The 16,197-nt window shown below is 61.0% G+C and carries 26 protein-coding genes; 3 read left to right on the top strand and 23 right to left on the bottom strand.

Annotation, left to right across the window (positions count from 1 at the left end; genetic code table 11):
• Positions 1-2 precede the first annotated feature (2 nt).
• The 22 genes from ACWHVV_RS05080 to ACWHVV_RS05185 all read right to left on the bottom strand — a co-directional run bounded on the left by ACWHVV_RS05080 (position 3) and on the right by ACWHVV_RS05185 (position 11,820).
• Positions 3-827, bottom strand: a complete 825-nt coding sequence (locus tag ACWHVV_RS05080; protein WP_447928385.1) for a hypothetical protein — start codon at positions 825-827, stop codon at positions 3-5.
• Complete coding sequence (locus tag ACWHVV_RS05085; protein ID WP_447928386.1) at positions 824-1,189, bottom strand: hypothetical protein; 366 nt, start codon at positions 1,187-1,189, stop codon at positions 824-826. The genes ACWHVV_RS05080 and ACWHVV_RS05085 overlap by 4 nt, the downstream gene beginning before the upstream one ends.
• Entirely contained in the window at positions 1,186-1,440 is a 255-nt protein-coding gene (locus tag ACWHVV_RS05090) for a hypothetical protein (RefSeq protein WP_447928387.1), read from the bottom strand. The genes ACWHVV_RS05085 and ACWHVV_RS05090 overlap by 4 nt, the downstream gene beginning before the upstream one ends.
• Positions 1,433-1,792: a hypothetical protein gene (locus ACWHVV_RS05095; RefSeq protein WP_447928388.1), complete on the bottom strand. Its 360-nt coding sequence runs from the start codon at positions 1,790-1,792 to the stop codon at positions 1,433-1,435. The genes ACWHVV_RS05090 and ACWHVV_RS05095 overlap by 8 nt, the downstream gene beginning before the upstream one ends.
• Positions 1,789-2,316 carry a phage tail-collar fiber domain-containing protein gene (locus ACWHVV_RS05100; RefSeq protein ID WP_447928389.1) on the bottom strand — a complete coding sequence of 176 codons (528 nt, stop codon included), beginning with the start codon at positions 2,314-2,316 and terminating at the stop codon, positions 1,789-1,791. Before ACWHVV_RS05100 ends, ACWHVV_RS05095 begins: the two co-directional genes overlap by 4 nt.
• Positions 2,313-3,239 (bottom strand): phage tail protein I, encoded by a 927-nt coding sequence (locus ACWHVV_RS05105; protein WP_447928390.1) that lies wholly within the window; start codon positions 3,237-3,239, stop codon positions 2,313-2,315. Before ACWHVV_RS05105 ends, ACWHVV_RS05100 begins: the two co-directional genes overlap by 4 nt.
• On the bottom strand, positions 3,236-4,135 hold the full coding sequence (locus ACWHVV_RS05110; RefSeq protein WP_447928391.1) for a baseplate assembly protein: 900 nt from the start codon (positions 4,133-4,135) through the stop codon (positions 3,236-3,238). Before ACWHVV_RS05110 ends, ACWHVV_RS05105 begins: the two co-directional genes overlap by 4 nt.
• Positions 4,132-4,461 (bottom strand): GPW/gp25 family protein, encoded by a 330-nt coding sequence (locus ACWHVV_RS05115; protein WP_447928392.1) that lies wholly within the window; start codon positions 4,459-4,461, stop codon positions 4,132-4,134. The genes ACWHVV_RS05110 and ACWHVV_RS05115 overlap by 4 nt, the downstream gene beginning before the upstream one ends.
• A gap of 11 nt (positions 4,462-4,472) precedes the next feature.
• The gene (locus ACWHVV_RS05120; RefSeq protein WP_447928393.1) at positions 4,473-4,748 is read right to left on the bottom strand and encodes a PAAR domain-containing protein; all 276 of its coding nucleotides are present in this window, start codon (positions 4,746-4,748) and stop codon (positions 4,473-4,475) included.
• A 9-nt stretch (positions 4,749-4,757) separates the two neighbouring features.
• Positions 4,758-5,084, bottom strand: coding sequence for a hypothetical protein (locus ACWHVV_RS05125; RefSeq protein ID WP_447928394.1), 327 nt, complete (start codon positions 5,082-5,084; stop codon positions 4,758-4,760).
• Positions 5,085-5,093: 9 nt separating this feature from the next.
• On the bottom strand, positions 5,094-5,579 hold the full coding sequence (locus ACWHVV_RS05130) for a phage baseplate assembly protein V (protein WP_447928395.1): 486 nt from the start codon (positions 5,577-5,579) through the stop codon (positions 5,094-5,096).
• Positions 5,580-5,645: 66 nt separating this feature from the next.
• A complete protein-coding gene (locus tag ACWHVV_RS05135) occupies positions 5,646-6,104 on the bottom strand; it encodes a phage virion morphogenesis protein (protein WP_447928396.1) in 459 nt (152 codons plus the stop codon).
• Entirely contained in the window at positions 6,101-6,586 is a 486-nt protein-coding gene (locus ACWHVV_RS05140; RefSeq protein WP_447928397.1) for a phage tail protein, read from the bottom strand. Before ACWHVV_RS05140 ends, ACWHVV_RS05135 begins: the two co-directional genes overlap by 4 nt.
• 117 nt (positions 6,587-6,703) lie before the next feature.
• Positions 6,704-7,054, bottom strand: coding sequence for a hypothetical protein (locus ACWHVV_RS05145; protein ID WP_447928398.1), 351 nt, complete (start codon positions 7,052-7,054; stop codon positions 6,704-6,706).
• Complete coding sequence (locus ACWHVV_RS05150; RefSeq protein ID WP_447928399.1) at positions 7,051-7,863, bottom strand: N-acetylmuramidase domain-containing protein; 813 nt, start codon at positions 7,861-7,863, stop codon at positions 7,051-7,053. Before ACWHVV_RS05150 ends, ACWHVV_RS05145 begins: the two co-directional genes overlap by 4 nt.
• Entirely contained in the window at positions 7,863-8,135 is a 273-nt protein-coding gene (locus ACWHVV_RS05155) for a phage holin family protein (RefSeq protein WP_447928400.1), read from the bottom strand. The genes ACWHVV_RS05150 and ACWHVV_RS05155 overlap by 1 nt, the downstream gene beginning before the upstream one ends.
• The gene (locus tag ACWHVV_RS05160; protein ID WP_447529801.1) at positions 8,132-8,476 is read right to left on the bottom strand and encodes a putative holin; all 345 of its coding nucleotides are present in this window, start codon (positions 8,474-8,476) and stop codon (positions 8,132-8,134) included. Before ACWHVV_RS05160 ends, ACWHVV_RS05155 begins: the two co-directional genes overlap by 4 nt.
• A 25-nt stretch (positions 8,477-8,501) precedes the next feature.
• Positions 8,502-8,717, bottom strand: a complete 216-nt coding sequence (locus tag ACWHVV_RS05165; RefSeq protein WP_447928401.1) for a tail protein X — start codon at positions 8,715-8,717, stop codon at positions 8,502-8,504.
• The gene (locus ACWHVV_RS05170; protein ID WP_447928402.1) at positions 8,714-9,175 is read right to left on the bottom strand and encodes a head completion/stabilization protein; all 462 of its coding nucleotides are present in this window, start codon (positions 9,173-9,175) and stop codon (positions 8,714-8,716) included. Before ACWHVV_RS05170 ends, ACWHVV_RS05165 begins: the two co-directional genes overlap by 4 nt.
• 99 nt (positions 9,176-9,274) lie before the next feature.
• Positions 9,275-9,955 (bottom strand): phage terminase small subunit, encoded by a 681-nt coding sequence (gene gpM, locus ACWHVV_RS05175; RefSeq protein WP_447928403.1) that lies wholly within the window; start codon positions 9,953-9,955, stop codon positions 9,275-9,277.
• Entirely contained in the window at positions 9,955-10,959 is a 1,005-nt protein-coding gene (locus ACWHVV_RS05180; protein WP_447894221.1) for a phage major capsid protein, P2 family, read from the bottom strand. Before ACWHVV_RS05180 ends, gpM begins: the two co-directional genes overlap by 1 nt.
• A 48-nt stretch (positions 10,960-11,007) precedes the next feature.
• Positions 11,008-11,820 carry a GPO family capsid scaffolding protein gene (locus ACWHVV_RS05185; RefSeq protein WP_447928404.1) on the bottom strand — a complete coding sequence of 271 codons (813 nt, stop codon included), beginning with the start codon at positions 11,818-11,820 and terminating at the stop codon, positions 11,008-11,010.
• A 143-nt stretch (positions 11,821-11,963) separates the two neighbouring features.
• On the opposite strand from ACWHVV_RS05185, the gene ACWHVV_RS05190 reads away from it, so the two are divergent.
• Complete coding sequence (locus tag ACWHVV_RS05190) at positions 11,964-13,763, top strand: terminase large subunit domain-containing protein (RefSeq protein ID WP_447928405.1); 1,800 nt, start codon at positions 11,964-11,966, stop codon at positions 13,761-13,763.
• Positions 13,753-14,814 carry a phage portal protein gene (locus tag ACWHVV_RS05195; protein ID WP_447928406.1) on the top strand — a complete coding sequence of 354 codons (1,062 nt, stop codon included), beginning with the start codon at positions 13,753-13,755 and terminating at the stop codon, positions 14,812-14,814. Before ACWHVV_RS05190 ends, ACWHVV_RS05195 begins: the two co-directional genes overlap by 11 nt.
• Before the next feature lie 236 nt (positions 14,815-15,050).
• On the opposite strand, the gene ACWHVV_RS05200 is transcribed toward ACWHVV_RS05195, so the two are convergent.
• Positions 15,051-15,335: a hypothetical protein gene (locus ACWHVV_RS05200; RefSeq protein ID WP_447928407.1), complete on the bottom strand. Its 285-nt coding sequence runs from the start codon at positions 15,333-15,335 to the stop codon at positions 15,051-15,053.
• Between the two features lie 610 nt (positions 15,336-15,945).
• On the opposite strand from ACWHVV_RS05200, the gene ACWHVV_RS05205 reads away from it, so the two are divergent.
• On the top strand, positions 15,946-16,185 hold the full coding sequence (locus ACWHVV_RS05205) for a S24 family peptidase (protein WP_447928408.1): 240 nt from the start codon (positions 15,946-15,948) through the stop codon (positions 16,183-16,185).
• Positions 16,186-16,197: the final 12 nt, after the last annotated feature.

The raw sequence follows: 16,197 nt of genomic DNA on the forward strand, positions 1-16,197 counted from the left end.
CCTTACGAGAATTCGATGTTGGCTAGAATGTTCGCGCCATTGTTATAAACAGGTACCAAGGTCGGCCAGGTCAGGTCGCCTTTTAACGTGACGTTGTTGCATGAAAGCCGTAGCGTCGATGTTGAGCCATTACGGTCTCTCATCAGTCGGGCGTTGGAACCCGGCTTACGCTCTACTACTGTATTGTTCATCGATATATCGCGCTGACTATAGCCCGCCCAATTCGATGTGAAAGACGAGCTATCAAGTTCAACTGTGCAGTCGTTCATAAAGATCTGGATAGCCGCATCACCGAAAATCATTGCAGAATAAAACGAATTGACAGTTTGAGAGCCGCCTGGATTAAAAGCTGCGTCCCCCGTAATAATCGATACGCCCCCGAACGTGACATAGGGCCCCACATCGACAAATCCTTGCATTACTTTTTGAGTAGTGTCCTGGTTAAAATCAGCACCCGATGGGTGTAGCCTGGCTTTACCCAGTTCCTGATGGTTCCAACCGACGGCTCTTACGGCGCAGCGCTGATTAAAACGCACAAAGTGATCTTGCCCTCCCTTGAAATACAGTTCGACCAACGCGCCCGGAATGGCGCGTCTAGCCGCTTCTCTGGCCGTTTGAATGGGATCGCTGGGTGATCCATCTGCGCTGTCATTACCGTTGATCGCATCTATGTGGTAACGCTTACCGGATAAGTCGCGGATCGTATCTGGTACGGAGCCAACGGCTTTATCGACCTTTTCATCAATCCCTCGCATCTTGTTTGCGACTTCGCTGGTCAGTTTATTAGCGGCGCTGACAAGTGCCGCGACTTGGCTTTCCAGGCTCATGGGGCCTCCTGAGTACTGTTTTGAATAGTGGCGGCGCCCTGGGTAAAGGCGTCGGTTAAAGCGGTGAGTGATTCACCGAGCTGGTTTTCCAACTCCGTGACGCGGGTTTTCGTGGCTTTCTTGGCCAGCTCTTCGGCGATGGTGGTGGCAAAATTTGGATTATTGCCGAGCGCTTCGGCGATCTCGGCGAGGGTGTCGAGGGTTTCCGGGGCGCTGCCGATTAGCACTTGAATGCGCTGGTCGATCTGCTCGATGGTGAGCACGTCGGTTTTATTCGCCTTGTTGCGCAACTTGCCGTCGATCACGCCGAGCGTGTGGGTGACCGCTTGGCGCAGCGCGATGAGGTTTTCATCAAAGCTCATTTTGTGGCGTCCTCTTGGGCGTTGATCATGCCGCCGTGGTAGCTGATGGCGTCTGTAAGTGCGGCCAGCACGCTGTCGATCTGGTGGGTGGCTTTGCTGGCCTCTGCGACCTGGGCGAGAGTCTCAGCCGATAGCGTGCCGGGCGGGCCTTGGGTACCGTGGCTGATGATCTGGAAGCGCGGCGTCGCGGGCAGGTGAATCGTGACCGAGCGCGCGGGCATTTGAACGGTGAGGCGAGTAGCGTTAGCCATGAATCACCCCCGGCTGCAATTGAAAGTGGCCGCGCAGCAGGCTGAATACGTCACCACTTGGGAACGTGATGCGCAGCTCGTACCGTGCACCGGACCAAACCGGGGAGACGGCACCGGCCGTTTGCCCGGGACGGATATGCACGTTGATGCCGCCGCGCTCTGGTTCCAGCTCGATGCCGTTGCCGGTTTCACACGTCAGTAGCGGCGCGCCCTGGGTGGTGGCCACCACGAACACGGCTTCGCAGCCGGTGAGGTCAATCGGCGTGGCGGCCGGGTCTTCGCTGGCCCATGCCGCGCTGAACCGGTACGTGGTACCAGCCACCAGGCTGATCGTGGGGGCCTGGGTGCTCATGCGCGGTTCTCGAGCTCTTGCACGCGAAACAGTAGATCGACCTGGCGGGCCATGTTGTCGACGATGGCCGCCGCGTTGGCGGTGTACTGTTCGCCCCAGGCCGCTAGCGACAGGTTCGCACCGGTGCCTTCCACGGTGACGGATTGAGCGGGCAACGCATCCAGGCGCAGGTCGAACGCCAGCAGCAGCGGTACGGCGTTGGAGATATAAGCCAATGGGTTGGCATCGGACCAGACCGCTAACAGCGTGCCGTCTTCAAGAAAGAACCCGACTTCGTGCACCCAGAATTCTGGGCCCTCGCCATCCACCACGCCGGTGAGGTGAATCTGGTGGTCGCTGACCCGCTCGCCGTCGGCAATGCTGACGCGCCGGCGTTCGTTGACCAGCTTGAATTCGTTTTTGCCGGGGGTGCGGGCGTTGTCGCCGATGGCGATGTGGGTGATCCGAGCGGCCAGGCCGTCGTTTTCGGCATTGAACACGGCGGCGAGGCCCGCGGTGGTGATGACGGGTACAAGAGCGGTCATGTGGTGCTCTCCATTGTGTGATGAGTAATGGCAAAGCCCCGGCAGGTCGCGGCGATCGGCAGCGCTACCGCCGGTAGATGTGCTTGAGCCACTGACTCGGGGAGGACGATGCCGGGGGCGTTGGCCATGAGCCGCCGGGTCACGGCCAAGCCGTGATAGGCGCCGACCAGGGCGAGCCGGGCCGGTGACAGCGTGGCGTCCGTCGTGGGCTGTGCTGGGCGGCGGGTCAGCGCAGCGGCGTGGTGGCTTGCCGTAACGGTCAGGCCGGTGACCAACGCCAGCGGTGGTTGAACGGGGTGCGTCTGCGCCCGGGAGAAGGACGCGGGTTGCAGGTGGCTCGCGGTGGCCATTCCCGCCGCCAGTTCGAGCGGCGGCTGGGTGGGCCGGGCGTCGTTGCGGGCGAGCCCGGCGGCGCGCTGGGCGCTGGCTACACCAACGGGGGTGGGGCCGAACTGGGCGGACAGCGAAAAATCGTAATGGCTGCGCAGGTTCTTGGCGCTTTGAATGGCGTGGTGGATCTGCGTGTAAAACGCGCTGCTTAGCTGATCCGCTATCGCACGGTTGTCGTTCAGGTGCATACGCGCGCTGAACGTGCCGGGCCGAGTCGTGGGCTGCTGCTCGAACCACTCGGTGAGCGTGACAGTGATGCCCATGGCGGCCAGCGCTTTCTCTACTGCCAACCGAGTGCCCTTGATGCGGTGGACGGCAAAACTCTCAGCGATGACGGCGCGCTTGGTGGCGTCGGGCCAGTCGGCTTCCCACACATCCACCGAAAACGCCCACGCGAGAAACGGCAGTAGTTCCGCCGGGCAGGTGGCCGGGTTCCACAGGGTGCGCAGCGGTACCGGCAGGGCCAGCGGGTGCGAGGCGGCGGTGCGGGCCTCTAACTGGCTACGGTTGGGCGGTAACAGGTGCGTGGTCATGGCAGCCGCTCCGTAGCGAGGTGGATACCGGTGCAGCGGGGCGCCTGACTGGGCTGGCTGCGCAGATCCTGCCAGTTGTGCAGCGTGACGTTTTCCACGCCTTGCACAGTGAGCGCGGCGCTGATGCCGGAACGGGTGACCCAGGTGCCGAGCTTGTAGCGGGCATCGGTATAGATGTTCAGCTCCCGGCGCGCCTCTTCGATCACCAGCTCGGCATCGGGGCCGGGGCGTAGTGTGAGCGTGGCGTTGATGGTGTAGTCCGTGCGCTCGGCAGGTTGCAGGGTGAGCCGGTCGGTCAGTGGGCGGTAGGGTTCGAGATAATCGCGCACGATGTTGAGTAGTTCGGGTGTGGCGATGCCGCCGTTCTGGCGTGATAACACGGTGAGCACGACATCGACCGGCGCGGGGCTTTCGACTGCCACGTCGCGCACATCGGGATGCGCGGCGGCGGCGTGGAACTGGTAAGCGCCCACTGGCCCGGCCACTGATAGCCCTTCAAAGGCGAGCTGGATACGCGCGCGAAAGTCGCGGTCGTGTTCATAGGTAGGCGGCACCGGCGGCACGGCGTTGGGGTCGCCGGGGTCGAGCATCAAGCGGGTAACCTGGAAATTGGCACCCATCTGGTCGAGGTCGCCACCGGCGGCATAGGCGAGCATCACGGCGCGGGCAGCGTCGTTGATGCGCTCGCGCAGTAGCAGTTCGCGGTAGGCGTTCTCTTGGAGCAGCTTGGTCAGCGGCTCGCTTTCCAGCGCGAGCGTGGCGGCGAGGTCGTCGCGTTCATCAATGGGCGTGAGCTCAAGCAGCCGCGCCTTGCGCTCGCTGAGCAACGCTTCAAAGTCTAGCGGCTCGATGACGTCCGGCGGGGTGATCTGGGAGAGGTCGATGGGCGTGCTCATACGATGGGCACCTCGACGTGGACGCGCTGGCCATCGTGGGTCTGTGCGTCGATACCCAGCAGCGCGCGGCCGTGTTGGGCAGTGTCGACTTGGCGGTTCACGCGCAGTACACGCACGCGGGGTTCCCAGCGCGTGATGGCCATGATGCTGGCCGAGTAGGCCTGCAGTAGCGTGACGTCGTTCAGCGGCTGGTCGATCAGCTCGGGCAGCAGCGAGCCGTATTCGCGGCGCATCACGCGGGTGCCGATGGGGGTCGTGAGAATGTCGCGGATGCTTTGCTGGATATGAGCCAGCCCGGTGACGCGCTGGCCGTTATTGGTTCGCATGCCTGCCACGGTTAACCCCCTACAAACACGTTGGTCGAGCCGGTGGCGACCAGCGAGCCACACGCGACAGGGTCGCCGACGCGGCCTTTGGGGCGACCGTTGACGAAGACGGTTTTGGAGCCCGCGGCGAGTACCGATTCATGCGAGCAGTGCCGCGCCCAGGCATCGCTAACGCGGTGGCTGGCGATGCCGTTCACGAATACATCCGGCGAGCCGGATACTGATGGGCGCGGTGAGCATGAGCTGTGGCCGGTGCACATATCGCCGATTCGGGTAGCTGCGGGCATGGTGGTCTCCTAGAGCGGTGTGGGGGCCGCCATTTCCTGGCGCACGTTGTCGATCTGGCCGCTTTGCTTGAGCGCGTTGATCATCGCGGCGCGGCTTAGACCGCCGTCGCCCTTCGTGATCGGGCGGGTGTAGATCCCCAGCGATTCCTGGCTTGCCCGGCGCTCGAGATTGCCCAGGGTGTTGGCGAGGGCGTGCTGGCTGGTGGCCAGCGAATCGCCGTTACCGGCATAAAGCGCTTCGCGCATGAGCTTGAGTTCGTCGCGGATCTCTTCGCCGACGGCGATCATTCGGTCGAAGTGCCCGCTGTAGTCGATTGCGCTTTGAGTGGCATCCATGTGGGCCCCCTAGTTCTCGTAGATGTTGCGACCTTTGAGGTGCATATCGCCGCTGGCCGTGATGCGGATATCGCCGGTGGCGTTGATCGTGATATCGCCGGGAATGTCGACCGTTAAGTGATGCTCTACGTGGTGGTAATCGATCACCGCGCCGTCAGGCATCTCCGCGTGGAAGTGGTCGCCGTGGTCGCTGGGTGCGCGATAAAGGTTTCGGAACAGGCCGCCCAACACCACGGCGGCGTTCAGGTCGCCGCCGGGCGCGAATACGATCACCTGCTCGCCCACATTGGGTGGGCACCATGTACGGGTGGTGCCTGCGCGGCTTTCGATCCATCGGAGCCAATTGGTTTCGAGCTCACCGATTTCGACCCGCACGCGCGGCGGTTTGGGCGGCTCGGCGGCGGGGTCTCCGTAATCCACGTCAGTGACGATACCCACGCGGATCAGGTTGTTTATCAGGCGGCGTAATTCAGCGACGTTTTCCATGGCGTTCATGCTGCGCGGCTTTCGCGTGGGTGGGTAGCGGCGGGCGTTGTGCCACGCGTTCATGACAATAGGTGGCTATGAGCCGGGCGGCGTGAGGTGGTTGAGGACGCTATCGGCGATGCGGTTACGGTCAGTAGCGGTGATGCCGACGAGCTCCCGGCGGGCGTATTGGTGCACGGGGCCGCCTTTTTCGACGCGGTCGCGCAGGCCGTAGTGATGCACGCGCGCAATTTTGGCGACGCGGCCGGTGAACTGGACGGCGGCCTCGTCGGCGCTGGTTTTGATGCGCAGGTGCTTGGCGGTGCGCAATTTCGTGAACATCGCTTTGCGGCGGACCTGGCCGCGCCGGCCGCGTAGCTGGGTGCGGGGCTCGAACGGGGTGCCGTCGGGGTTGGTTTGGGCTTTGATACGTTCGCGGTTAGCGATGCGCAGGTCGCGGGCGACGTTGCGGGCGAGGACGCGGCGCTCTTTGGGGCTTAGCTTGTCGATCAGGGGCGTTAGCCAAGCGTCGAGCTGCTGCAGGTCGTCGCTCATGCGGGGCTACCCCATTCGCTTTTGAGAACGTGTGCTGCGTCGGTTGGCCCTTTGACGTAGAGCTTCCAGCTTTTTGCGGGGCAGGCATCGACCGGGTACTCGGGCATACGGTGCTCGGACTCGATGCGACCGCTCTCGCAATCCACTTTCGAGACGACGCGCTCTGTCAGGCGCACGGTCAGGGCGAGATCCCAGCTGTGGTTGTTCAGGATCTCGGCTTCGAGCTGGACGGCTTCGTCGGGATCGAGGTCTGGCTGGTAGGTGTTGAGCCATTGAAGTAGCGGGATCATGACGGTATCGAGGCTGCCGCTGTAGTCGGTGATGAGGATCTGGGCATCGACTGAATACTGGTGGCTGAGATTTTGGCCGCGGGCGAACTTGATCTTGCCGTCATGGATGAAGGTATGAAGCTGTTCGGGGTTTCTAGCCAGTTCTGGTATGGCGTTGAGCAGGTGAGTGCGTAGGGATTGGAGTTTGATCATTGGAGTGCCTCGACGAGCCCATTGTGGCGGGTTGCGCATCGGTGATACTCGGCGGCCCATTCGCTCATGGTGAGTGCGACGTCTTCGCCGGTGCCTGTCGTGAGTAGGGGGAGCACGCTAGGGCAGCGCTGCATCAAGTTCCGTTGCGTCGGGTCGGGTGCCGGCGGCGGCGTTGTTGAGCAGGCGGATAGCGTCAGGCTCAAGGCACACGCGCTGATAAATCGGTTTTTGGATTTCACGGATGATTCCTCGGTCGATGATCCGCTCGTTTGCGCTCAGCTCGGCCAAGCGCGTTTCGACCTTTGCGGCGATCTCCGACTCACGCGCGAGCCCTGCGTCGATGGCTTGCTGGGCGGCGCGCTCGGCGGTGAGCTGGTGGCTTTCGTGTTGCCAGTTCGAGACTTGCCAGCCGGCGGTGAAGGTAATGGCCAGCGCGGCGGCGCTGGCCAAGATAACGAGCTTACTCATGCGGCTAGCCTCATGCCTTGGTCGTGACGGCGGTAGGCGGCGGCCAGCTTGGTGTCGTAGTCGTTCGCGGCGTAGTTGGGGCCGTTGTAACGGCGGGCGAAGTCGGCCCAATCGTGGCGGCGCAGCGCGGCATGAATCGCGCGGTCGGCTTCAATAAAGCGGACGAAGGCATCGAGCTGACTGGGTTCGTCGGTGGCCATGCTCGCGGCGTAGTGCGCGGCGGATGCGTAGCCGAGGTTTTTCCAGTGGAAGCCCATGATCTGGAACAGGCCCCAACTTGCGGACTCGATCGCGGCGGCATAGTGGATCCCTGCCGCGCGTTCGCGGCGGTCGTGTTCGCGGTGGCCACCGATATAGCCGCCGGGGCTCGCGTTGACAATGTCGGGCTGGGCTCGCTGGTAGGGCACCGGGTTAATGCCGTGGTGTTGCAGCTGCCGGCGCATGATGTGGCGTTCGAACAGGATGACCGGCTGGCCGTTACGGGGGCCACCCATGTGGAGCCCCTTACCACGACTTTCGACTTCGTTTACCGCCATGACGGCGGCGAGCTCGACGCCCAGCCGTTCGGCGGCGTTGACCAGGTCGATCTGGCGGAGTACGCGACTATCACGTTGGCCTTGGAGCGCGCTGCGGGTTTTGGGGCCGGCGATGCCGTCGGCGACCAGGCCTTGGGTTCGCTGGTAATTGCGCACCGCTTCTTCGGTTTTCGGGCCGAAGTGACCGTCGACGCTGATCGCGTAGCCCGCTTTATTGAGTTCACGCTGTAGCGCGGTGACGCTTGGGCCAATAGAACCTTGTCGTAACAGCATTAATGTCTCCAAAGTGGGCGGATAAGGTGGGCGACGTTGCCGCCGGTGCGGAGCAGGCCTACTGCCAGAGCGACCAGGCCTGCCGCTATGAGCCAGCGAGCCGCGTCACCGGGCGCTGGGCCGAAAATGGCGACGCAGGTAGTGGCCACGACGATGAGCCACGCCGCTAAAGCGACGCCGGGGCGGTAGCGGCCATCGCGCCGGCGGAATGTGAGCAGCCGGGCGACGATGACGAGCGCGGCAGCAATGGTGATGGCGTAAGCGAGATTCACTTGCGTCCCCCTAGCCAGGTTTTGAGGTCGAGCGTTTTTACCCCCTCGATGGCTCTTAGCCCGGCGGTAACGGATACGGCGGATGCGATGAATGCGGCGACGGCAGAATGCTCGAGCATGCCGCCGAGGGTGGCGGGGCCGCCGAGGTACCCCACGCAAAAGCTGATGAACAGATACGCCAAGCGCTCGAGTAACCCGAGCTCCTTGGCACTAATTACGAACAGCGTGGCGCCGCAAAAAGCGCCGACGACGGCGTTGGCGTCGATGCCGGGTAGCAGGCCGATCACCACGGCGGCGAGGCTTGCGGTTCCGGCGGCTGCCATGGTGGATGGTTCGGCCATGTGATCCCCTTGGACTCGGTTTTCCTCAGCTCCAGAGCTGTATTTTTGGTTTGACGGTTTCGCGGGTGTCCGGTGGCGGCGGTAGCGTGACCGGGGTTCCTTCTTTGAGCACCGGCCCTTGTTCGGCCAGATGCGGGTTGAGCTGTAGCGTCTGCTCAGTGATCGCGGCGGTTTTGCCGTAGACGCGGTAGAGCAGGGCGTCGAGTGTCTCGCCCTGGTGGGCGTGGGCTACTCGGTTCATATCAGCTCGACGGTGGTGTGTGATCGACCGACTATTTCGGCTATCGCCCAGCGACTGTCGGCGCGATAGTCGTCGGCTGCGGTTTCAATCGTTTCTGAGCGCAGCCTTGATTCACCCGTCGCCGAGTAGTCGCGGTAGCGTTCGTGAAGATCCGCTTGGGCTTGGGCGTAAACGGCTCGGGTATAGAGCAATTCGAGATCGCCAGGGGATTGCCAAGGCGCCGGTGGTATTGCGTCCCAAGCCATCCGGCCGGCGTGCTGGTGTTCGTGCTGGTAGTCGGCGAGCTGCCGGTTGATGTCGGCTATCGCGGCGCGGAGCGACTGGCGGATGCGAACATCGGTGACACTCGTGACCCGCTCTTCGTCACGGAACGCGTTGGGGTCGATGTCTGGCCAGAATCCGTTATTGATGATGATGGCCAGCGTTGCGCTGGGCGGGTTGGTGCTGTGGCCAAGCATGATGGCGGCCTCTTAAAGAAGGGGGTGGACCGCTTTGCTACGGCTGAAAGCCTCGCTCGGCGGTGCCCCCTTGCCGTCGGGGTGCGACTCGGTTGGCGGTCAGGCGTTGGCCTGGTCGCCCTGTTTTTTGAGCTCTCGCTCGATCTGCTGGATGTCTTGCTTGACGCCGATTCGTTCATTCAGCGCGAGGGCTTCTTTCAGCTGCGCGAGCGCGCCTTCGGGATCGTCGGCGGCGCGAAGGGCGTAGCCGTAGGATTTGTGAAGCTTCGCCTTGATCTGATCGTGCATGTCGTGGTCGCCGACGGTAGCCACGGTGCGGGCCATGACGTTTGCGAGGGCGTCGGCATCGGCGCCTTCTTTCTCGAGCTGCGCCTTGACGCCTTCGGCGATCTCTTCAGAAAGGATGCTGACAGTATCTCGGTCGTACTGGTCGGGCGTGTCGAGGTCGTGCTTCACGGCGTAGGTTCCGATTTCAAGGGCTTTGTCGAACTCGCCGACGTCGATGCACCAGATCATGAGCGTCATGAGCACGTCGTCTTTAGCGCCATTACCTTCGGCGAGCACGCCGTCGACGTAGGGCAGATAGTCCGGCAGAAGCTCGCGCTTTTTCTCGATCTTGTTCTGAACGGACTTGATACCTTTGAGCGTGCGGCGGGCTTCCCAGAGGGCGGCGGCGTGGAGTTCGAATTGCTGTCCGCGCTGTTGCTCACCGGGGGTGGCGGCCCCCGCCGCGTTTGCGGCGGAGACTCGTTCGAAGTGCTTGCGGGCGGGGCTTTTCATTACTCGCCCCCTTGCCCGGCTTCTTCGATGCCTTCGACCAAACAGCCGAAGCCGTAGTCCTCAACGACGTAATCGTCGTTGCTGGATTCGTAGTTCTCGATACGGTTGCGGCGCGGGTTGTCGAGTACGTAGCGGCGGCGGCTACCGAGCTGCCAGTAGAGCGACAGGTTGGCCAGCGAAGTGATCATAACGGCGCCATCGGGCACGAACGGGGCGCGTACTGCTTGGAGGCCGCCGACGCGTTTCTGGCTGATGATCAGATCCATCGCGCGGGCTTCGGTCGGGGTTTCGGCGTGCGCTTGAATCAGTGGGAAATACTTATCGGCCAGCATCTTGCGGCCCATGATCGCTACGAGGTCAGTGTCCTCGCGGTACCATGGGTCGATCATTTCGTTGACGGCGTCGAACACCAGGGCATCGAGGTTTGCGTAGTCGCCGCCGGCGCCAACTTTTACGCCTTTGAGTACACGCTTAACGGCGTGCTCGCGGTACTTCTGCAACCAGCCCTTATTGACGTCCTCAAGCATCGGGTTGGCGGCGCGGTCGGTTTCGATTGCCGCTTTTTCACCGTTGAAGCCGATCATGATGCGGTCGAGCGCTTGGCGTTTCAGAATGGCGTTGCGTAGGCGGGCTTGGAAATCAGGGAAGCGTGCCCAGGCGTCGAGCTGTGCCCAGCGAATGTGGGTGTCGAACTCGGTGCTCACGCATTCGTAGCTCTCAGCCGTCAGCTCGGCCACATCGCGAGTCTGACGGTCTTTCTGCTCAACGTTGGTACGCCCGGCGATGGGGCCGGAGACGCCGAGGCCGACTTTCTGGCCCTTAATCTCGTCAACGCCGACCATATTGATCCGGCTCAGAAACTCGCTGGACTCCTGCATGCGGGTTTCGAGTGTCTGCTGGACGCCGGGTGTGACGTTGAACTGTTCGCTGGTGTTCTCGACGCCGTTCAGCTGGGCGAGCTGGCTCTTAAAGGCGTTGAAGGCTTTACGTGTATCGTTGCGCATTGATGTTCCCTTGAGTATTTGACGGTGGCAGCTAAGTGGCGGCCGGCGTTAGCAGTCGGTGAGCTCGGCGGTGCCACCGGTCGCGGGCGTGCGCGGCGGGGTGTCCGGCGTGGTGTCGAGCTGGGTGTAGAGCTCGTCGAAGCGCTTGCTCAGGTCGGCGTGATCGGCCTGCAGCTGATTGAACGCTTCGGCGGTGGGGCGGGTTTCGAGCTCGTCGGCCAGGGCGTTGTAGTGCTCGGCGACGACCTCGAGCGTGCCTTCCAGCTCGGTGCGGAATGTTTCGAAACCCTGGGTAGTCTTGGTGTCGTGACGCTTGAACAGGCCGGCGATCTTTGCCTTGAGGCCGTCGGCGACCGGGGGCTTTTCTTCGGTGAAGTCGAGCTCGACTTCTACGGCTTCGGTGAACAGGTTCTCGGCGTGCTGTTTGCGGCTGGCCAGTGGGGAGGCGGCACCGGCGTCGCGGCTGAACTTAATCATCTCTGTGCCGAGCGATGCCGGGGAGTCGGTAACCGCCAGGCCTTCGAGGTAGGCTTCGCCGGTATCGCCGAATTTGGGGTTGATCTCTATCGAGCTGTATACCTTCTGGCGACGCTTGTTCATCGCCTTGAGCTCGTCGGTAGGGTCGATCTCGGCGAAGAGAGCCAGCTTGCCATCTTCCACGTCGCGCGATTCGACCGAGAGCACGTCGCCCAAGGCGTTGAAGGCGCTATCCGCCGTCATGCCGCGAATGTGTTCCATCCAGATGCGGGCGCCGTATTTCTTGGGGTCGTAGTTCGCGGCCATTTGGGTGATCCAGTCGCGTTGGATCTCGCGGCCGTCGGTGGTTGCGCCTTCGGTGGCGACGCGGAAAAACTTGGGCATGTTGGGCTTCCTGAGCGGTTGGCGGTTCAATGCGCTCAGGTTCCGCGTGTAAGTGATTTGGCTCAACGGGCAGGCGTTGTGCGGGCGTGACATGACAAGAAAGGGCCACCGCGCCCGACGCGCGCGGCGGGTACGCTGGCGGCATGACGACAACCGCCCCCGACCCGATACCGAGCGCCGACGAATCGCCGCGCATGACCGCCCGCCACCTGTATTGGCAGGGGTGGAGAGTTGCGCGTATTGCCGAGGTGATCGGCGAGAAGCCCGCGACCGTTCATAGCTGGAAAGCGCGGGACCGCTGGGAAGATGCCACGCCCACCGAGCGCGTCGAGCACTCGCTCGAGGCGAGGATGGTGCAGCTCATCGCGCTGCCCGAAAAGGAAGGCAAGCACTTCAAGGAGATCGATTTGCTGGGCCGGCAGATCGAGCGGCTGGCCAGGGTGCGCAAGTACCAGGAAACCGGTAGCGAGTCGGATCTCAACCCGAACATCGAAGCGCGCAACGCAGGGCCGAAGAAAAAGCCACGGCGCAATGCCTTGGACGAAGAGTTGATGGAGGCGCTGGAAGTCGCGTTTCTCGACTCTCTATTCGAGTATCAAAGGGTTTGGTTTGAGGCGGGGCAGAAGCACCGCATCCGCAACATCCTCAAAAGCCGCCAGATCGGTGCCACTTGGTATTTCGCACGCGAAGCTATCGTCGACGCGTTCAAAAATGGGCGGAACAAGATCTTCCTTTCCGCCTCGCGCGCCCAGGCGCACATCTTCCGGAACTACATCATTCAGTTCGTCAAAGAGGTGTGCGACGTCGAGCTCAAGGGCGACCCTATCGTTCTGGATAACGGCGCCGAGCTCCACTTCCTGGGTACCAACTCTAAAACCGCTCAGGGCTACCACGGCGACGTTTATCTCGATGAGTACTTCTGGATTCACCGCTTTGCCGAGTTCCGTAAGGTCACCTCGGGCATGGCCATGCACAAGAAGTGGCGGCAGACGTATTTTTCGACACCGTCGAGCGTTGGTCATGAAGGCTATCCGTTCTGGAATGGCGACCTGTTTAACAAGCGGCGCAAGAAGAGCGAGCGGGCCGAGTTCGATGTCAGCCATGAGGCACTGAAAGACGGAAAGCTGTGCCCGGATGGGCACTGGCGGCAGATCGTTACGGTGCTGGATGCTATGGAGGGCGGGTGTGATCTGTTCGACCTCGAGCAGCTGCGCTTGGAGTACTCGCCGGAGGAATTCGACAATCTGCTGATGTGCGGGTTTGTCGATGACAGTCAAAGCGCGTTCCCACTGGCCACGATGAAAGCGTGCATGGTCGATAGCTGGGAGGTGTGGGACGACTACCGGCCCTACGCGCCGCGGCCGGTGGGTGATCGCGAGGTGTGGATCGGGTACGACCCGACCGGGCAGGGCGAGGACGGCGACGGCGCTGGGCTAGTGGTATTGCTGCCTGCGCGCTCGAGCGAGGAAAAACACCGGGTGCTCGAGCGGCACCGGCTCAAGGGGCAGGACTACGAGGCCCAAGCGATGTTCATCGAGTCGTTCACCGAGCAATACAACATTGCCCATATCGGTATCGATACCACCGGTATCGGCGGGGCGGTGGCTGAGTACGTCGAGAAGTGGTTCCCCACCGTCGTTCGGTACCGCTACGACGTCTCCCTCAAAACCAGCATGGTGCTGCAGGCCCAACAGATCATGCGCAAAGACCGGCTCGAGTTCGACGCGGGTTGGTCGGATCTGGCCGCGTCGTTTATGGCCATCAAAAAAGAGCTGACCGGTTCCGGTCGGCAATTCACCTATGTTTCCGGGCGCAGCCAGGCGACCGGCCACGCCGACTTGGCATGGGCCACGATGCACGCCCTTCACTTCGAACCTATTGACGGCCCCGCCACCGAGGGCGCCGGTAAATCTATCATGGAGTTTTCCGACGATGACGACTGAGACCGCTGCGAAGCCCCGCCACCGGGTATATGCCTACGAGCCGGAGTCGACCGCCCCGGCGGTGGCCTCAGGTAAAGGGCGAATGGAGGCGTTTACTTTCGGCGAGCCAGAGCCGGTCACGTCGATGCGCGACGTGTGGTATGAGGGCGTATGGCTGACGCCCGACGAGTGGTACGAGCCGCCGATCCCGCTAAGCGTTCTGGCCAAAAGTTACCGGGCGACCCCGCACCACGGCAGCGCGATGCAGGTGAAGCGGAACATCTTGCTGAAAACATTCATCCCGCACCCGTTGCTAAGCCGGCGCACATTCGCCGCGCTGGCCCTCGACTATCTGGTTTTCGGCAACGGGTACCTCGAAGAGGTGCGGGGGCGGCTGGGTCGCACGCTGGGCCTACAGCACCGTAGTGCTAAATATATGCGCCGGGGCGATAACGGCCGCTACTGGTGGCACCCCAACTACATGGAGCGGACGGAGCTCCCGGCCGGGCGCACGATCCACCTACTCGAGCCGGATATCGACCAAAGCATCTACGGGGTGCCGGATTACTTGGGCAGCCTGCAAAGCGCGTGGCTCAACGAATCCGCTACCTTGTTCCGTCGGCGGTACTACCTGAACGGCAGCCACGCCGGGTTCATCATGTACGTAAACGATCCGGCCCACGATCAGAAAGACATCGACGACATGCGCAAGGCGCTAAAGCAGAGCAAGGGACCCGGAAATTTCCGCAACCTGTTTCTCTATTCGCCCCGGGGAAAGAAGGACGGCGTGCAGATCATCCCGGTATCGGAGGTGGCGGCGAAGGACGAGTTCTACAACATCAAAAACATTACGCGCGACGATCAGCTGGCCGGGCACAGGATACCGCCGCAGTTGATGGGGATCGTGCCGCAGAATGCCGCTGGCTTTGGTGATGCAGAAAAAGCGGCGAGAGTTTATGTCGCTAACGAGCTGGAGCCAGTTCAGGAAATCTTCAAAGAGATCAATGAGCATGTAGGCGATGAGGTAGTCAGGTTCGATCCTTATCGTCTCTATGATCCTGACGCCGCTTAGCCCAACTCGGTAATGAAGCCGCCCAGTCGGGCGGTTTTTTTGTGTCTGGCACAACGCCAAGTCAGCCGCCGATGACCCGCGCCGCGCCATCGTCACCCCGCCCCGCCCGCGCGCTAAATGTAGTGGTTTTTATGCAGTATTGCGGCAGGGGCTCAGGCCGCGCAGTTGCTGGGCGGAAAGGTAGTTATAAAGGGGCGTATTTTTATGCGTTTTCATGCGCAATTATGCAGAAACCGCTATACATCGTCATAGGTGTTTTCAGGATCTTTAATTGAAGAGATTATCTCAGTAAGGCTGCCTGAAAATGTTCTGCCCTTAGTCCCTTTCCACTTAGCAAAGTTGCCCTTCACACCATCTGAAAGGTGAAACTGACCAGGCAGGCTAGGTAATTCGATCGGTATTTGAAGCTTATTAAGCATGACTACTTTTTCTGCATCCTCTTCGGAAATATGCAAAATAATATCGCTTCCAGGACCATGCTCAGGATCGAAGAACTTAACCGCCACTACCTTTGAGCCCATAAAGCCGTTGCCTCACTGTTCATATACGATTGTGTAAGGACTATAAACCATAGAGAAATGAGTAATACAACGCGGCAACATGAGAAGGTGATAGGAGAAAAGAAGAAAAGTAGTGGTGCAAATTTGGTACTTAAATCTAATAAATGCGGTAATGGCGGTCTTTAGTTCCAATCCATCATAGGGGCCACTGAAAATCGGCGGCCTCGGTCTGCGCTATTTTCGATAGTTAAATCAGTCATTTAGATAATTTCTTTAGCTGTATAAAAATACAGCTATAATGGTGTTGGGTGCTTGAAAATGCACCCCGAGTGTACCCGGCGGCGAGACATTCAAAATCCATAAGCCAATTGGTACACAGCAGGTGCTTTTCAGGTACGTAAAGAGGTTTGGCGGCTATTGTAAGGAAGAAAAGGGAGCGCTCCCAGAGCCAGCGCCGAGCAGTTGCGTTTAGTAAGCGTCTTCAAGCCGCGATGGGTTTGTCTAAGCGCATAATTGAGACCAAAGATCAGTGCTAATGCGATGGTGCGTAAGGTTTTGGTGGGTTAAGCTCGCTTAATCAGTATGCAGAGTCGACTGGATAGTGACTCGACCTGGCGAGGAATAGGTCACCTTGGCGGATGGCGATTGGGTGTTGGTGAACCGCGCCACCCGCGATCCGAAGCAGGAAGGGGGGGGCTTGCTGCTGGTCAGTGGGAAGCGGCGGATCAAGCGTGTGCAACGTTTAGCCGCTGGGGTGCTGTATTTGATTAGTGGTAACGAGTTGTATCAGCCAGAGATGATCAAACCGCAGGATATGGGAGATCTGGAGATTATGGGTCGGTGTGAGATTCGGATTGGACGGGTGGTATAAGCCATAAAGGTT

The sequence above is a fragment of the Vreelandella sp. EE27 genome, assembly GCF_968206495.1.

Bases quoted from the DNA above. Each gene is read 5' to 3' on its own strand.
- ACWHVV_RS05080 (WP_447928385.1), bottom strand. From the start codon at position 827: ATGAGCCTGGAAAGCCAAGTCGCGGCACTTGTCAGCGCCGCTAATAAA.
- ACWHVV_RS05085 (WP_447928386.1), bottom strand. From the start codon at position 1,189: ATGAGCTTTGATGAAAACCTCATCGCGCTGCGCCAAGCGGTCACCCAC.
- ACWHVV_RS05090 (WP_447928387.1), bottom strand. From the start codon at position 1,440: ATGGCTAACGCTACTCGCCTCACCGTTCAAATGCCCGCGCGCTCGGTC.
- ACWHVV_RS05095 (WP_447928388.1), bottom strand. From the start codon at position 1,792: ATGAGCACCCAGGCCCCCACGATCAGCCTGGTGGCTGGTACCACGTAC.
- ACWHVV_RS05100 (WP_447928389.1), bottom strand. From the start codon at position 2,316: ATGACCGCTCTTGTACCCGTCATCACCACCGCGGGCCTCGCCGCCGTG.
- ACWHVV_RS05105 (WP_447928390.1), bottom strand. From the start codon at position 3,239: ATGACCACGCACCTGTTACCGCCCAACCGTAGCCAGTTAGAGGCCCGC.
- ACWHVV_RS05110 (WP_447928391.1), bottom strand. From the start codon at position 4,135: ATGAGCACGCCCATCGACCTCTCCCAGATCACCCCGCCGGACGTCATC.
- ACWHVV_RS05115 (WP_447928392.1), bottom strand. From the start codon at position 4,461: ATGCGAACCAATAACGGCCAGCGCGTCACCGGGCTGGCTCATATCCAG.
- ACWHVV_RS05120 (WP_447928393.1), bottom strand. From the start codon at position 4,748: ATGCCCGCAGCTACCCGAATCGGCGATATGTGCACCGGCCACAGCTCA.
- ACWHVV_RS05125 (WP_447928394.1), bottom strand. From the start codon at position 5,084: ATGGATGCCACTCAAAGCGCAATCGACTACAGCGGGCACTTCGACCGA.
- ACWHVV_RS05130 (WP_447928395.1), bottom strand. From the start codon at position 5,579: ATGAACGCCATGGAAAACGTCGCTGAATTACGCCGCCTGATAAACAAC.
- ACWHVV_RS05135 (WP_447928396.1), bottom strand. From the start codon at position 6,104: ATGAGCGACGACCTGCAGCAGCTCGACGCTTGGCTAACGCCCCTGATC.
- ACWHVV_RS05140 (WP_447928397.1), bottom strand. From the start codon at position 6,586: ATGATCAAACTCCAATCCCTACGCACTCACCTGCTCAACGCCATACCA.
- ACWHVV_RS05145 (WP_447928398.1), bottom strand. From the start codon at position 7,054: ATGAGTAAGCTCGTTATCTTGGCCAGCGCCGCCGCGCTGGCCATTACC.
- ACWHVV_RS05150 (WP_447928399.1), bottom strand. From the start codon at position 7,863: ATGCTGTTACGACAAGGTTCTATTGGCCCAAGCGTCACCGCGCTACAG.
- ACWHVV_RS05160 (WP_447529801.1), bottom strand. From the start codon at position 8,476: ATGGCCGAACCATCCACCATGGCAGCCGCCGGAACCGCAAGCCTCGCC.
- ACWHVV_RS05165 (WP_447928401.1), bottom strand. From the start codon at position 8,717: ATGAACCGAGTAGCCCACGCCCACCAGGGCGAGACACTCGACGCCCTG.
- ACWHVV_RS05170 (WP_447928402.1), bottom strand. From the start codon at position 9,175: ATGCTTGGCCACAGCACCAACCCGCCCAGCGCAACGCTGGCCATCATC.
- gpM (WP_447928403.1), bottom strand. From the start codon at position 9,955: ATGAAAAGCCCCGCCCGCAAGCACTTCGAACGAGTCTCCGCCGCAAAC.
- ACWHVV_RS05180 (WP_447894221.1), bottom strand. From the start codon at position 10,959: ATGCGCAACGATACACGTAAAGCCTTCAACGCCTTTAAGAGCCAGCTC.
- ACWHVV_RS05185 (WP_447928404.1), bottom strand. From the start codon at position 11,820: ATGCCCAAGTTTTTCCGCGTCGCCACCGAAGGCGCAACCACCGACGGC.
- ACWHVV_RS05190 (WP_447928405.1), top strand. From the start codon at position 11,964: ATGACGACAACCGCCCCCGACCCGATACCGAGCGCCGACGAATCGCCG.
- ACWHVV_RS05195 (WP_447928406.1), top strand. From the start codon at position 13,753: ATGACGACTGAGACCGCTGCGAAGCCCCGCCACCGGGTATATGCCTAC.
- ACWHVV_RS05200 (WP_447928407.1), bottom strand. From the start codon at position 15,335: ATGGGCTCAAAGGTAGTGGCGGTTAAGTTCTTCGATCCTGAGCATGGT.